Consider the following 14,065-nt stretch of genomic DNA (forward strand, 5'->3'; position numbering starts at 1 on the left):
GACGATGTATACCTCGACCCTGCTGGCTCGACTCGAAGAGCGGCTGAGCGCCTCGCTTGGCGAGTGGCACCTGCCCACCGATACCCATATCGAGCTTCTGACCACCTCGGAAAATGCGACGTTTCTGACGCGCTGCCCGCGCACCGGGCGCCGGCACGTGCTGCGGGTTCACCGCCCGGATTACCACAGCCGGGAAGAGATCGAATCGGAGCTTGCCTGGACGGCGGCGCTGCGCGCTGACGGGCGCATCACGACACCCGCGCCGCTGCCAACTACCGGCCAGAGCCCGGTCGTCACGTTCGACCTCGACGGGCAGCGCTTTCATGCGGTGGCTTTCGAGCACCTGCCCGGCGACGCCCCGACCATGAACGAGACGCTGCCCGACTGGTTCGAGAAGCTCGGCGCCCTCACCGCCACGCTGCACGACCACAGCCGGCGCTGGGCACCGCCGGCGGGCTTCGTGCGCAAGCGCTGGCACCTGGAGTCGATGATCGGCCCCGAGGCGCTGTGGGGCGACTGGCGCCGCGCGCCGGGGCTTTCACCGGCAGACGAGCGCGCCATCGAGCAGGCGGTCGAGCAGATTCACCGCGCGATCGACACGTATGAGGCGCGCGCCGGGCGCTACGGGCTCATCCACGCCGATTTGCGCTTGGCCAACCTGCTGGTCGAGGGTCGCGAGCTTGCGGTGATCGACTTCGACGACTGCGGCTTTTGCTGGTACGCGTTCGACTTCGCCGCCGCCATCAGCTTTTTCGAGCTCGACCCGCTGATTCCAACGCTTCGCGAGGCGTGGATTCGCGGCTATCGACGCGTTGGCGACTTCGACGCCGAGGACGTCGCCGCGCTCGACACGTTCATCATGATTCGCCGCATCATGCTGAGCGCCTGGCTTGCCACCCACGCCGATAGCCAGGCAGCCCAGGCACTCGAGGAGGACTTCATTGCGGGCACCGCCACGCTCGCGCGCGCCTACCTGAGCACCGCGCGCGACGCCGCTCGAGCTTGAGGAGACCAGCATGAGCGATACCCGCGGCATTCTCGACCAAAACGCGTTCCGTTTTGAGCAGCTCGACCCCAACGACACGGCGCTGGGCGCGCTGGTGCAAAAGCGCCTGACCACCGTCGGCCCGACCTCGATGCTTTTTTACGAGCAGCCCTTGCACCTGGTGCGCGGCGAAGGCGTGTGGCTCTTCGACGACCAGGGCCGGCGCTATCTCGACATGTACAACAACGTGCCTTCGATCGGCCACAGCCACCCGCACGTCATCCAGGCCGTGACCGCGCAGATGGGCACGCTCAACACCCATACCCGCTATCTGCATGATGGCATTCACCGCTACGCCGAGCGCCTGCTGGCTACCCTCCCCGATTCGCTTTCACGGCTGGTACTCACCTGCACCGGCAGCGAAAGCAACGACCTGGCGCTGCGCCTGGCGCGGCACTGGACGGGCAAGCGCGGCGTCATCGTGTCCGAGGCGGCCTATCACGGCAACACCGCGGCGGTGACCGAGGTTTCGCCCGCCTCCTACAAAAGAGGCGCCCCGCCGGACAGCGTCTACGTGATCCCCATTGCTGACATGCCCGGCACCGATGACCCCGCCGCCTGGTTCCAGGCACAGGTAAAGCGTGGGGTAGAAACGCTGAATGCCCGCGGCCACGGCTGCGCCGCGCTGCTGGTGGACTCGATCTTCTCGAGCGACGGCGTTATCGCCGACCCGCCCGGTTTCATGGCGCCCGGCGTTGCCTGGCTGCAGGCCCAGGGGGGGCTTTTGATCGCCGATGAAGTGCAGCCTGGCTTCGGGCGTACCGGGGCTGGGATGTGGGGCTTTGCTCGCCACAATGTAACGCCGGATATCGTGACGATGGGCAAACCCATGGGCAACGGCTTCCCCATGGCCGGGCTTGCGGCCGGCGAAGCGCTTCTGGCTTCGCTCAACGCCGAGGTGGGCTACTTCAATACCTTCGGCGGCTCGACGGTGGCCGTGGCCGCGGGCATGGCGGTACTCGACGTGCTGGAAAACGAGGCGCTGATCGACAATGCCAAACGCCAGGGCGACACCCTCAAGGCGGCGCTGACAGCGCTTGAGCCCCGCTTCGAGGCGATTGCTGCGGTGCGCGGCGCGGGGCTGTTTGTCGGGCTCGATATCGCCACGCCAGAAGGCGCCCCCGACGCGGCGCTGACCGCTCGGGTGATCAATGTGCTCAAGAAGAACGGCGTGCTGATCGGCGCGGCGGGCCTTTACGGACATACCCTGAAAATTCGCCCGCCGCTTTGCATCAACAATGAAGAGATCGCGCTGTTCGTCGATACGCTGACCCGCACGTTTGAGACGCTCGAGCGGTGAGGCGCATGCTCACTCGACCGCGAGCATTGAAAGACGCGTGATTCGGTAAGCGGTCAGCGCGCTGGCAATGAACTGCAGCTCCGTAAAGGCCGCCTGATAATGGCCAAAAGCACCTTTTCCTGTTCGACAGGAAGAAACCAGGCCAAACAGGGTGCCGGCCTGCGTCGTAAAAGCGGAAATATCACGTTTGGTCGCGATATTGCGCGTAGGTATCGCGGGCGCGGCCAAGGTGCTGCTGCATCGCCTTGTACGCGGCCTTGCTATCGCGGGCCAGGATGGCTTCGAGTATGCGGGTGTGCTCTTCCTGCACCCGTTCAAGATAGCGCTGGGAGGAAAGCGGGTTGATTTCACTGCTGACCAGTTTGGCCCGGGGAATCACGCTTTGGCTCCACTGCTCGTAAAAGGATTGAAAGAAGGGGTTTTTCGTCGCCTGTGCGATGGCGAAGTGAAAGAGGTAATCCTCTTCGCGCGCCTGTGAGCGCGCGGCGCAGGCGTTCTCAAAAGCGCGGTGCTGTTTTTCCAGCCGCCCCTTGTCATCGTCGTCATGGCGCAGCGCGGCGTGCTCGGCGGCTGCCGGCTCGATTGCCAAACGCAGCTCCAACAAATGCAGGATATCTTCGACGGTGGTGGGATTGATACGCTCGGCGGGCAGCGCCTCGACTTTCGAGGCGCGCAGTACCGAGGTGCCGACCCCTCGGCGGGTTTCGACCAGTCCAAGCGACTTGAGATGAGTGATCGCTTCACGAATGACCGTACGGCTAACGCCAAAGGAGTCGCATAGACTGTTTTCCGTGGGGAGCTTGTCGCCAACGGCGACCTTCCCTTGAACGATCAGCGCTTCCAGCTGATCCGCCACGTTGACGGCCAGACTTCCCTTTTGGGTCACCCGTTTGACGTTAAACGCTGCTATCTCCGATGTTGGCCTGGCCATACCCGCTATCCGTTCCTTGTTGGTTATTAGCACTCTAACTTAAAAACCCCGGGCTGTGGCTACTGCGCGTCGTCAGGATGGCCAATGGACGCAAATTTGCCGCCCTGATAGCGCACCGCCGCGTCATTGCCATCAATTCCCTGATCCTTCGCCTCGGTTTCCTCGCGCCAGGGCTCGGAGCTATCCCGGGGCACCCACCCCAGAAAACCGGCGTGGGTATTGTCCCACCACTGTTCGGCGTTGTTCGAGGCGCCGTAAACGACCGTGTGCCCCAGACGTGGCGTCGTGAATGCGCGCTTGAGCAGGCTGACGAAATCCTCGAGGCTAAGCCAGGTCGCCATCATGCGGGTATCCGCCGGCTTTTCGAAACAGGAACCAATACGAACGCTCAAGGTTTCGACGCCGAACTTGTCGTAGTAAAGGCTTGCCAGGTTTTCGCCAAAGCACTTGGATACGCCGTAAAGCGAGTCGGGCCGTTGGGGCACCTGATTATCGATTCGCTGATGGCGCTCATAAAAGCCGATCGTGTGGTTGGAGCTGGCAAACACGATACGCGGTTTGCCGTTGAGACGCGCCGCCTCAAAAAGACTATAGGTCCCGGCGATATTGATGTTCAGGATATCCTGCCACGGGCTCTCTACCGACATACCGCCAAGATGGATAATGCCATCGCAGTCGCGCACCAGCTCCGTGACAGCTTGCGGGTCGCTTAGATCGGCCTGAACGAGCTCTTCATGGGGTTCGGCATTATCGAGCGGGGTAATATCGGAAAGGCGAACGTGGCTTGCAAGCGTTTTCAGATGTGGGCGCAGACTTTTACCCAAGCCCCCAGCGGCTCCCGTGACCAGTAAACGATTCAACATGCTGACTCCTCGTAAAAATGGATGTGACGTCAAAGGCGATACACGCGCTGTCAGGCGTTGCCGGGAAGCGCCATGATGCGCACACCACGGGGCCCCGGCGCATTGGCGTTATCTAAAAAGACCGGGAAGCGTCAGCGACACTGCCGGAATATAGGTGACCAACATCAGCGCCACGAACAGCGCCAGAAAGAACGGCCAGATGGTGCGTACGGCGTGCTCGATCTTGATCTTGCCAATGACGCAGCCGACGAACAGGCACGATCCGACTGGTGGCGTACACAGACCAAGCCCAAGGTTCATCATCATGATGATACCAAACTGAATCGGGTCCATGCCGAACTGCATGGCCACGGGCAAAAAGATCGGCGTACAGATCAGGATAAGCGCCGCCATATCCATGATCATGCCTAGAATCAGGAGGATGATGTTGAGCATCAAAAAGATGACCAGCGGCCTGTCCGAAATGGAGACAAGCCCCGTGGTCAGCATTTCGGGCACGTTGTAAAGCGCCAGCAGATACGAGAAAGCAGATGCACACCCCACCAGAATCATGACCAGTGACGTGGTCTTGACCGACTGAATGACGGCCGCCCTGAAGGACGCCCACGTTAGCTCACGATAGACCAGTGCCGTCACGACAATGGCGTAGATCGCTCCAAAAGCGCCGGACTCGGTCACGGTCAGAATACCCGATAGCACGCCGCCCACGATGATCACTGCGGTCATCAGTCCTGGAAGCGATGCCACCAGACTCAGAAACAGCGCCTGCCAACCCGGAAAAGCCTCACCTCGATAGCCACGCTTCACCGCGACGATATAGGCCGCGACGGCCAGGCTCAAACACATCAGGATACCCGGTACGATCCCGGCGATGAACAGCTGTGTCACCGAGATACCGCCACCGGCGGCCACGGCATAAAGGATCATGTTGTGACTGGGAGGAATCACCACCCCGGCAACCGACGAGGTGACGGTCACGTTAACCGCATAATCGGCGTCGTAGCCTTTCTCCTTCATGACCGGAATGAGCAGCGAGCCCAGCGCTGACGTGTCGGCTACCGCCGACCCGGAGATACCGCCAAACAGCATCGAGGAGCTGATATTCACCATCCCGAGGCCACCGCGCATCCGCCCCACCATGGCCGAGGCCAGCCGCACCAGCCGCGTCGATATCCCACCGTGGAGCATCAACTCGCCGGCGAATATGAAAAACGGGATCGCCAGCAGCGAAAATACCGAGATACCGGACAGAATGCGCTGAAAGGCCACGAACAGCGGTAACCCTTCATAGAGAAAGGTCGCCACCGCCGCCAGGCCTACAGCGAAAGCAACCGGCGCCCCGGCGATCAGGCCCAGAAAGAAAAGTCCAAACAGTATCAGAAGCCCCATGGCTCAGGTCCTCTCAGTAGAGCGAGACATCAATCGTTTGCCGATATCGGCGGCGGCGAATAAGGCAATCAGCACGCCGCAGATCACCAGGGGGGCGGCGCGATAACTTTCCGGCAGTCCTATCATGGGAATGGCACGCTGCGTGTTGGTCATGACCAACTGCCAACCTTGAACCGTCATGAACGCACCAAACGTCAGTACGAACAGATCAGAGATGTGGTGCATCAGCCCACGCAAAAGCGGCGGAAAGCTCTCACGGATAAAATCGATATTAAGATGGCTTCGATACCGTACCCCGGCAGCAGCCCCCAGGCAGGTGATGTAGACCACCAGCACCAGGGATGTCTGCTCGACCCAGGTCGGAGTATCGTTGAGCACGTAGCGCCCAAACACGAGCCAGCCGAAAATGAAGATCAAAACGACCAGCATGACGCCCGCCACGCCGACGCAGAGACCGGCCACTCCATCCAGCGTGCGATCGAGTGAGCCTTTTGAGCCCCGGACCTTCTGATCGCTCGGCGTTTCAGTTTCTATACTCACGGCACCGTCCCTTTTATCTCCCGGCGGCGCCTGGCCGCCGGAAAACGATTCAACGAAAGATTACTGAGCGGCGCGAATCTCTTCGATCAGCTCGCCGGTGCCGGGGTTGTTGGCGATGAACTCTTCGTACATCGGCTCCATCAGCGTCTGGAAGGCCTGTTTGTCGTCGACTTCATTGATCTCGACGCCGGCATCCAGAACGATCTGACGGCTCTCTTCAGAGCTTTCGACCCACAGCTCACGCTGCATCTCGGAGGCTTTCATGCCTTCGTCGCGAACGATCTCCTGGTCTTCCTCGGAGAGCGCGTCCCAGCTCGCCTTGGCCACGCACAGACACTCGGGAATGATCAGGTGCTCGGTGAGCGAGAAGTAGCCGGCGGCTTCGTAGTGGTTGCTGGATTCAAACGACGGGTAGTTGTTCTCGGCGCCGTCCAGAACGCCGGTGGTCAGACTCTGATACACCTCGCCGTAGGCCATCGGGGTCGCGTTGCCGCCGAGCGCTTCCATCATCTGCACGTAGAGGTCATTGTTCATGACCCGAACCTTCAGGCCGCGAACGTCTTCCGGCGTACGGATGGGACGCTGGGTGTTATAGATGCTGCGAGCGCCGGAGTCGAACCAGGAGAGTACGACCAGGCCCTTGTCCTCGAGCGCATCCGCGAAGCGCTCACCGATTTCGCCATCCATGACCGTGTGCATGTGATCGACGTCGGTAAATAGAAACGGCAGCGAGAAGACGTTGGTTTCGGGCACGATCGGCCCCATCGGGCCCATGTTGAAGTTGGCGAAATCGAGCGCGCCGTTGCGGGTTTGCTCGATAGCGTCGGACTGATCGCCCAGTACGCCGTTGTTGTAAACACGCGGCGATACGCGCCCTTCCGTGCGCTCGTCGACGGCCTCGGCGAACGCTTCAAGCGCCACGGTGTTGGGGTAGCCATCCGGGTGAATATTCCAGCCGCGCCAGTCATCGGCCTGAGCTGAAACGGCGGCGGCCAGAAGGGTGACGCTGGTAAACGCCATGACCGTTTGACGACGGATTGATGCTGTTTTCATCGCTTGAAACCTCTTTTTATGTCGTTGGTTTTACAGCTTCCATTGAGCGAGCTGACTCATCAGACGCTCGACGCAGGCAGGGGGTATGTCCACTTGCCTATCGATGCAGACGGCTTGCATCGACTATCTTGCGAAATCGTGATGGCCCTTGGCGTCATGCCTACAAAGCCTTTTGCGAGTATTTTTTGGGGAGGTTTGGTAAACACTGCCCCAATTTCGTTATTCTTGGAAAAAGGTTTACCAATCAAATCATTGTGAGAGGCTTTTGTAGTACATCATACAAAGAACATGAATCAAATTAGCCAACATATTTTTTCGCGGCAAGTAGAAAAAAGTCTAAATAGACTAAAGTTTCAAGGCTCTCCCCCCCCCTACCAAAGTAGACTCCTCTGCCCCAATCAAGAGTAAGCGCTTTTTTTAAGGTTTAATGCCAGGCCCCTGATTTGTGCTATCGCTTTTAACCAGTAAAAAGTGATCGATCAAAACCGATATTAAAAATTCGGCGAGCGTAACGAGTCGCGATCACCGCCGATTAAAAGAGAATTTTTATAGCGCTCCCTAACGTCGAGATATTTCATTCAACAGGATGAAGGTCGTAGCAAATCTACAAGTACTCTGCTTCGTTAAAACGTGGCCGCGTAAAACATAAACGATCGATCAGGCATAAAAGCGCCTTGATTCAATCGTCTTTTTTAAAACAGCGTCGATCTGAAAACCGGCTCGCCCGCACGCGGGTTATATATCAAAGCGAACGACCCGGTTTGGATCTCAGACACAATGTGAGTTAAAGCGTGGATTAAAACGTGAATTAAAAGAGTTGCCTACTATTACCGAAAACGATCGAGTCGCCGTAAGCGACTCGTCCAACCGGTTTAACGTCTTGCTCGACGGTGCGGATGTAGGTCAAAAGCCGGGGCCGCCCAACGCCAGGTTCTGTCTGCTACTTCGCCAGCTGACACACACGCTGCCAGATGTCCTCGTCCAGAGAGAGCGTTACCGATGAGGCCTGGCGGCGACGGTAAGTCGCCTCGCCGGGCCAGCGTACGGAGGTGCCAGCCTTGGCCGGAGTCGCGTCACCCAGATGCGCCTTGATGCTCGCCACAATCGCCTCGCAGGTCGCTTGACCGGACATTTGAGCCGGGTCGAACACCATGAAAATCTGGCAGCTCCCTCCCCCGCTTCCTTTCTCGACTCGATCGATCGCAGGCGTTGCTCGCCCGTTGGACAGCAGCGCCGCAAGGGCATCGAGCAGAACGGCAAGCCCGGATCCTTTCCAGTAGCCCGTGGGCAGCAGTCTGCGCGTGGCAGCGATCGCGGCCGGGTCGCGACTCAGCTCGCCGCGTTCATCGAAGCCGCCGTCTACCGGCAGGAACTCGCCGGCCGAGGCCAGCGTTTGAAGCTTGCCATAGGAGAACTGGGACATTGCCATATCGAGCACCAAGGGCCCTTCTGCGTGGGGCACGCCCATGACCAGCGGGTTGTTACCGATGGAGGGCGACGAGGCGCCCCAGGCCGGCATGCAGGACTCGGTATTGGTCCACATGAGGCTCGCAAAGCCCTGCTCAACGGCGTGCCAACCGTAGCTGCCGCCGCGCATCCAGTGGGTGGTGTTACGCAGCGCCACCAGCCCCATTCCGTGCTCTTTAGCCAGCGCAATGGCCCGCTCGGTGGCGTATAGCGCATTGATGACGCCGATGCCCATGTGGCCATCCAGCACCTCGATCGCGCCGAGCGCATGCACTTTCTCGGGTGATGCGTTCACGTCGACCCAGCCTTTTCCCACGTACTCGATGAACCGGGGAATACGGCCAATGCCGTGGGAGTGGACGCCGTCTCGCGTGCTCTCGGCGTGAATGCGCGCACAGACCCGGGCATCGTCGGCCTTGAGCCCCGCCTTCAACAGCGCTTTTTCGAGCGTATCGCGCAAGGTATCGAAACTGACGTCGGCCATGACGGCTCTCCTGTATCCTGTAATCGTTGTTTTGTCGTCAATCAAGGCATGGCTTCGCGCCTGTTTCCGCTCGATATGACCTAAAAAGGCCACCCGAAGGTGGCCTCGATGACATCAACGCAACATCCAGCGAGTGCGTTGATTACTGCTCGCGCTTACCGTCTACCAGACGACGCAGCTTGAGCGGGTTGTCGTTCTTGATGGCTTCGGGCAGCAGACCCTCCGGCAGGTCCTGATAGCAGACCGGACGCAGGAAGCGGTGGATCGCAGCGGTACCCACCGAGGTCGTGCGCGAGTCGGACGTGGCCGGGAACGGGCCGCCGTGAACCATGGCGTCACACACTTCAACGCCGGTCGGCCAGCCGTTAACCAGAATACGGCCCGCCTTGCGCTCGAGCGTAGGCAGCAGCTTGCGCGCTGCGTCCAGATCGGCATCGTCCATCTGAAGCGTTGCGGTCAGCTGACCTTCGAGATGCTCGGCGACCTTCATGAGTTCGGCTTCATCGGCGCACTCGACCACCAGCGACGTCGAGCCAAAGACTTCGCCCTGAAGCGCTTCGCTTGAGAGGAAATCCTGAGCGCTAGTCTTGAACAGACCCGGCTGGCACTGGTTGGGGCTTTCACCCTTCTGGCCACGCGCCACTTCCTGCGCCTTGCCGCTCTCCTGCAGGCTCTCAACGCCCTGCTCGTAGGCTTCGAAAATGCCGGGCGTCAGCATGGTTTGCGCGCCGCTTTGCTCGACGGCCTCGCCTGCCGCTTTCAGGAACGCGTCAAGTTCCGGGCCCTTGAGTGCAATGACCAGGCCTGGGTTGGTGCAGAACTGGCCCGCGCCCATGTTGAGCGAGCCAACGAAGGCCTTGCCCATCTCCTCGCCGCGCGCCTTGAGCGCCGCCGGCAGCGGGAACACCGGGTTGATCGAGCTCATTTCCGCGTAGAAGGGAATGGGCTCCGGACGCGACTGAGCGGCCTTCCAAAGCGCGATACCGCCGCTGCGCGAACCGGTGAAGCCGGCCGCCTTGATGCGCTCGTCGCTGACCAGCGCGGTGCCGACTTCACGGCCCGAGCCGAACATCAGCGAGAACACGCCTTCCGGCAGACTGCACTTCTTGACCGCCGCCTGAATGGCGCGGCCGACCAGCTCGCCGGTTCCCGGGTGAGCGGCGTGCGCCTTGACGATCACCGGGCAGCCCGCAGCGAGTGCAGAGGCGGTGTCACCGCCGGCCACTGAGAAGGCCAGCGGGAAGTTGCTGGCGCCGAAGACCACGACCGGGCCCAGCGCGATGTGACGCTGGCGCAGGTCGCCACGCGGCATCGGCTGACGATCCGGCATGGCCGGGTCTACGCGAACGTCCAGCCACTCGCCGGCGCGAACGGTTTTAGCGAACATGCGAAGCTGGCCACAGGTACGGCCGCGCTCGCCCTGAATACGTGCCTGGGGCAGTCCGGACTCCGCCACGGCACGCTCGACGAGTGCATCGCCCAACGCTTCGATTTCGTCGGCGATGGTTTCGAGAAAGACAGCGCGGTCTTCAAGCGACGTTTCCCGATACGCATCGAAAGCATCCCATGCAAGCTGGCAGGCTTGATCTACCTCTGCTTGCGTACCGCCAGCATAGCCAGGCTCCAGCCGCTCATTGGTAGCCGGATTGATGGCCTGAATGGGATCACGAGAGCCCTTGACGGCTTTCTGTCCGATCAGCATTTCACCTGTTAGATTCATCTTGCCTCCTGCGATGAGAGTGGTTTTTCTGGCTGTCTGACGCATCCGTCAGACAACCCAAGCGAGCTCATGATCCTTCCCGAAGACGAAAAGTGTAGCTCACAATCGAACGCGTGTAGTTTAACAAACCCGCACGCGGGTAATGGGCATTGAGTGACTAATCGCCGCCCTGCTCGGACGCCACGCGTGCCTGGCTCGAGCGATAGTTTTGCCACAGGGTCAGCGCCAGCAATCCAAGCGCCACGACCAGAAACGCCAGACTAATGGGGCGTGTGAAAAAGGGCGTCCAGTCCCCCTGGAAGGACTGCAGCCCACGGCGCAAATTGGCCTCGGCAATGGGCCCCAGAATGAGCCCCAGAATCACCGGCGCGGTACCAAAATCGTAGCGATTGAGAAAATACCCCAGCACGCCAAAACCAAGCATCAGATAGAGATTGAAAACATCGCCATCGACGCCGTAAACGCCGATGAAACAGAACACCAGAATGGCCGCCAGCAGCTGTTTTCTAGGCACCATCAGCACGCGAATGAACAGCTTGATGCCCAGACACATAATCAAGAGCATGAAGATGTTCGCCGCCAGGTACGCCAGGAAAATGCCGTAAACGGTGCCACTTTGATCGGCAAAGAGTAAAGGCCCGGGCGTAATGCCCTGGATCATCAGGCCGCCCAGCAGCACCGCCGTGGCGGCTTCGCCGGGAATCCCCAGCGCCAGCGTCGGAATGAGTGCCCCGCCCAATAGCGCGTTATTGGCGCTTTCGACAGAGACGATGCCCGGTGCGTGCCCGGTGCCGAATTTATCCGGCGTTTTCGAGAACCGCCGCGTTTGATCGTAGGCGACCAGCGAGGCAATACTGCCCCCGGCGCCGGGTATCGGCCCGACCACCGACCCCGAAACGATGCCCACCAAAACCGCTTTCCAGTGCTTCAACGTTTCGATGAACCGCGGACGGGCAATATCGATCCGGTGAGTGCTCTCCTTCATTCGCTCGTTCGGGTCGTACTCGAAGGTATCCTTGAGTACCTGGGACACCGCGAACAAGCCAATCAAGGCGGGCAGCAGATTGACCCCGGTCAGCAGCGAGAGCTCATCGAACGTAAAGCGCCCCACGCCGGTGATGGGGTCGGTGCCGATCGTCGAGATAAAAAAGCCGATGATACCGGCGATCAGCCCCTTGATCAGCGACTTGCCCGCCACGGACGCGATGATGACGAGACCAAAGATACTCAGAGAGAAGTACTCCGCCGGCCCGAACCGCAGGGCGAATTCGGCGATGGGCGGCGCCAGCAGGCTGAGAATCACCATGCTGGCAACACCGCCAAAGAAGGACGCCACGATCGCCAGACCCAGCGCCCGCCCTGCTTCGCCTTTTTGCGCCATTGGAAAACCGTCGAAGGTGGTCGCCACCGACGAAGGCGTTCCGGGAATGTTGAGCAAAATGGCGGGGATCGAGCCGCTGGCCCCTGCCCCACAGAGCGCGCCCAGCAGCATGCCGATTCCCGCAACCGGCGGCATGCCGAAGGTCACGGGTAACAGCAGCGCGATCGCCATTGCCGAGGTCAACCCGGGTAGCGAACCCATGATGATGCCCAGCAGCGTGCCGCCGGCGATCGCCAGCAAGGTGCTCAGCTGAAGCACCATGCCCAGGCCTTCGAGATAACCGGAAATCATGTAAGCCTCCTAAATATCAACTCGAGGATGTCCGGTCACGTCGGGAGCGGAATTTGGAAAAGATCGGTAAAGACGTAAAAAATACAGCCCGCCAGTACGACCGAGAAAATCAGTGCGAACAAAACCGACAGCCCTTTTTTCGACTTCGACAGCGTCGTCCAGGTACCACTAATCACGGTCAGCCCCATCACGCACAAAAAGATGAACAGCGCCGTGCTGGCGATGTAGCCAAGCCGTTCGAACGTGTAGATATAGCCAATGAGTGCGGCAATGATGAACCCCCACTGGGCGACTCCGCGCGCCGTGGAAGTGGCGCTGGAAGATGGCTCGGCGCCTCTTGCGCTTCGCCATTGCCGGGTGTCCTTGATCAGGCAGGGAATGGCCAGGAGGAACACGAGAGCAGACAGAAACTGCGGAAAGAAGGAAGCCGACAGATCGCCGGGGATGTTGACGTTGGGCAAGGCCGACGCCGCGACGAACGCACTGGCCGATACGATCAGCAGGAAAATATCAAACAGCGGTTTTCCAATATCACGTTCCATACGATTACCTGGCAACTTTTATACCCGGGCGCAAAGCGCCTGATACAGCCACGCTGCCGGGCACGGGGTGCCCAACAGCGCATGGGGGTCGCGATTACTGAGCCAGATCACCCGCGGCTTCGCGCATGATCGTGGCCGACTCATCGATGAAGGCGTCGAGTTCTTCACCGTAAAGCGGTGCAAGCTCTGTCCCCAGATTGTTTGCCGTTTCTTCGTAGGAGCCGTCTTCGACGATCTGCTGAATGGCGGCGACCCACGCCTCTTCCACTTCGTCCGGCAGACCTTTCGGGCCTACGATGCCGCGCCATACGGTCAGCGTCAGGTCATAACCGGACTCCTGGAACGTCGGCACGTCTGGCAGGTTGTCGCTGCGCTCGGCGTAGGTGGTAGCGAGCGCGTTCAAGCGGCCCGACTCGAGCGCGGAGCGAAGCTCGGCACCGCCCAACACGACGGCTTCGACGTGCCCGCCCATGGCAGCGGAAATGGCTTCCGAGCCGCCCGGGTAGGGAATCAGGTTGAACGTGGTATCCGTACGATCGGCGATGGCGTTGGCGGTGATATAGGCCGACGAGCCAACGCCGGAAGAGCCAACGCGAATGGAGCCGGCCGAAGCCGCTTCTACCAGGCTTTCGAGATCCTGGTAGGGGCTGTCGCTGCTGACCGCGACCAGGTAGGGCTCTTCGACGATTTTGGCGATGAAATCGAAATCATCGTGGGTGAACGCCACGTTGCCCATCGCCTCGAGTGTGAGCATCGCGTTGCTGGCTGCCAGCAGCGTGTAGCCGTCCGCCGGCGAGGCAACGGCGCGCGACATGCCGACCGCACCACCGCCACCGGCGATGTTACGAATCACCAGCGTTTGGCCCAGCTGCTCTTCGATCAAGGGCTGAAGCGCACGCACGAACGTATCGTTACCGCCGCCGGCAGAGAACGGTACGATCATGCTGATGTTTTTGGTGGGGTAATCCGCAGCCGCCTGGCCTGCGGCCACCATCGTGATGGCGAGCGTGACACTACCGAGTAGCTTTTTCATTGTTGATTGACCTCTTACTCAGGTTG

Annotated in this window: 13 protein-coding genes; 2 read left to right on the top strand and 11 right to left on the bottom strand. The window is 60.3% G+C overall.

Annotated elements, in window-relative coordinates; all coding sequences use genetic code 11:
* Nucleotides 1-4: 4 nt before the first annotated feature.
* Complete coding sequence (locus RN347_RS12785; RefSeq protein WP_311958470.1) at nucleotides 5-1,006, top strand: phosphotransferase; 1,002 nt, start codon at nucleotides 5-7, stop codon at nucleotides 1,004-1,006.
* Between the two features lie 10 nt (nucleotides 1,007-1,016).
* Nucleotides 1,017-2,345 carry an aspartate aminotransferase family protein gene (locus RN347_RS12790; protein WP_311958471.1) on the top strand — a complete coding sequence of 443 codons (1,329 nt, stop codon included), beginning with the start codon at nucleotides 1,017-1,019 and terminating at the stop codon, nucleotides 2,343-2,345.
* A gap of 9 nt (nucleotides 2,346-2,354) precedes the next feature.
* Here RN347_RS12790 and RN347_RS12795 read toward each other — a convergent pair whose 3' ends face one another.
* The 11 genes from RN347_RS12795 to RN347_RS12845 form a co-directional block, all read right to left on the bottom strand.
* On the bottom strand, nucleotides 2,355-2,573 hold the full coding sequence (locus RN347_RS12795; RefSeq protein ID WP_311960870.1) for a hypothetical protein: 219 nt from the start codon (nucleotides 2,571-2,573) through the stop codon (nucleotides 2,355-2,357).
* Nucleotides 2,527-3,276 (bottom strand): FadR/GntR family transcriptional regulator, encoded by a 750-nt coding sequence (locus RN347_RS12800; protein WP_263586422.1) that lies wholly within the window; start codon nucleotides 3,274-3,276, stop codon nucleotides 2,527-2,529. Before RN347_RS12800 ends, RN347_RS12795 begins: the two co-directional genes overlap by 47 nt.
* 59 nt (nucleotides 3,277-3,335) lie before the next feature.
* The gene (locus tag RN347_RS12805; protein WP_263586421.1) at nucleotides 3,336-4,139 is read right to left on the bottom strand and encodes an NAD(P)-dependent oxidoreductase; all 804 of its coding nucleotides are present in this window, start codon (nucleotides 4,137-4,139) and stop codon (nucleotides 3,336-3,338) included.
* 108 nt (nucleotides 4,140-4,247) lie between these two features.
* Nucleotides 4,248-5,528 (bottom strand): TRAP transporter large permease, encoded by a 1,281-nt coding sequence (locus tag RN347_RS12810; protein ID WP_311958472.1) that lies wholly within the window; start codon nucleotides 5,526-5,528, stop codon nucleotides 4,248-4,250.
* 3 nt (nucleotides 5,529-5,531) lie between these two features.
* Entirely contained in the window at nucleotides 5,532-6,068 is a 537-nt protein-coding gene (locus RN347_RS12815) for a TRAP transporter small permease (RefSeq protein ID WP_311958473.1), read from the bottom strand.
* Nucleotides 6,069-6,128: 60 nt separating this feature from the next.
* Entirely contained in the window at nucleotides 6,129-7,121 is a 993-nt protein-coding gene (locus tag RN347_RS12820; protein WP_263586418.1) for a TRAP transporter substrate-binding protein, read from the bottom strand.
* A 940-nt stretch (nucleotides 7,122-8,061) separates the two neighbouring features.
* The gene (yiaK, locus tag RN347_RS12825) at nucleotides 8,062-9,072 is read right to left on the bottom strand and encodes a 3-dehydro-L-gulonate 2-dehydrogenase (protein ID WP_311958474.1); all 1,011 of its coding nucleotides are present in this window, start codon (nucleotides 9,070-9,072) and stop codon (nucleotides 8,062-8,064) included.
* A gap of 142 nt (nucleotides 9,073-9,214) precedes the next feature.
* Nucleotides 9,215-10,792: an aldehyde dehydrogenase (NADP(+)) gene (locus RN347_RS12830; protein ID WP_311958475.1), complete on the bottom strand. Its 1,578-nt coding sequence runs from the start codon at nucleotides 10,790-10,792 to the stop codon at nucleotides 9,215-9,217.
* 157 nt (nucleotides 10,793-10,949) lie between these two features.
* Entirely contained in the window at nucleotides 10,950-12,464 is a 1,515-nt protein-coding gene (locus RN347_RS12835) for a tripartite tricarboxylate transporter permease (protein WP_311958476.1), read from the bottom strand.
* 35 nt (nucleotides 12,465-12,499) lie between these two features.
* Nucleotides 12,500-13,006, bottom strand: a complete 507-nt coding sequence (locus RN347_RS12840) for a tripartite tricarboxylate transporter TctB family protein (RefSeq protein WP_311958477.1) — start codon at nucleotides 13,004-13,006, stop codon at nucleotides 12,500-12,502.
* 94 nt (nucleotides 13,007-13,100) lie between these two features.
* On the bottom strand, nucleotides 13,101-14,039 hold the full coding sequence (locus RN347_RS12845; protein WP_311958478.1) for a tripartite tricarboxylate transporter substrate binding protein: 939 nt from the start codon (nucleotides 14,037-14,039) through the stop codon (nucleotides 13,101-13,103).
* Between the last annotated feature and the right edge of the window lie 26 nt (nucleotides 14,040-14,065).

This window comes from Halomonas sp. PAMB 3264, from assembly GCF_031954245.1.
Classification (GTDB): domain Bacteria; phylum Pseudomonadota; class Gammaproteobacteria; order Pseudomonadales; family Halomonadaceae; genus Vreelandella.

Bases quoted from the DNA above. Each gene is read 5' to 3' on its own strand.
- RN347_RS12845 (WP_311958478.1), bottom strand. From the start codon at position 14,039: ATGAAAAAGCTACTCGGTAGTGTCACGCTCGCCATCACGATGGTGGCC.
- RN347_RS12805 (WP_263586421.1), bottom strand. From the start codon at position 4,139: ATGTTGAATCGTTTACTGGTCACGGGAGCCGCTGGGGGCTTGGGTAAA.
- RN347_RS12785 (WP_311958470.1), top strand. From the start codon at position 5: ATGTATACCTCGACCCTGCTGGCTCGACTCGAAGAGCGGCTGAGCGCC.
- RN347_RS12835 (WP_311958476.1), bottom strand. From the start codon at position 12,464: ATGATTTCCGGTTATCTCGAAGGCCTGGGCATGGTGCTTCAGCTGAGC.
- yiaK (WP_311958474.1), bottom strand. From the start codon at position 9,072: ATGGCCGACGTCAGTTTCGATACCTTGCGCGATACGCTCGAAAAAGCG.
- RN347_RS12830 (WP_311958475.1), bottom strand. From the start codon at position 10,792: ATGAATCTAACAGGTGAAATGCTGATCGGACAGAAAGCCGTCAAGGGC.
- RN347_RS12800 (WP_263586422.1), bottom strand. From the start codon at position 3,276: ATGGCCAGGCCAACATCGGAGATAGCAGCGTTTAACGTCAAACGGGTG.
- RN347_RS12790 (WP_311958471.1), top strand. From the start codon at position 1,017: ATGAGCGATACCCGCGGCATTCTCGACCAAAACGCGTTCCGTTTTGAG.
- RN347_RS12810 (WP_311958472.1), bottom strand. From the start codon at position 5,528: ATGGGGCTTCTGATACTGTTTGGACTTTTCTTTCTGGGCCTGATCGCC.
- RN347_RS12820 (WP_263586418.1), bottom strand. From the start codon at position 7,121: ATGAAAACAGCATCAATCCGTCGTCAAACGGTCATGGCGTTTACCAGC.
- RN347_RS12840 (WP_311958477.1), bottom strand. From the start codon at position 13,006: ATGGAACGTGATATTGGAAAACCGCTGTTTGATATTTTCCTGCTGATC.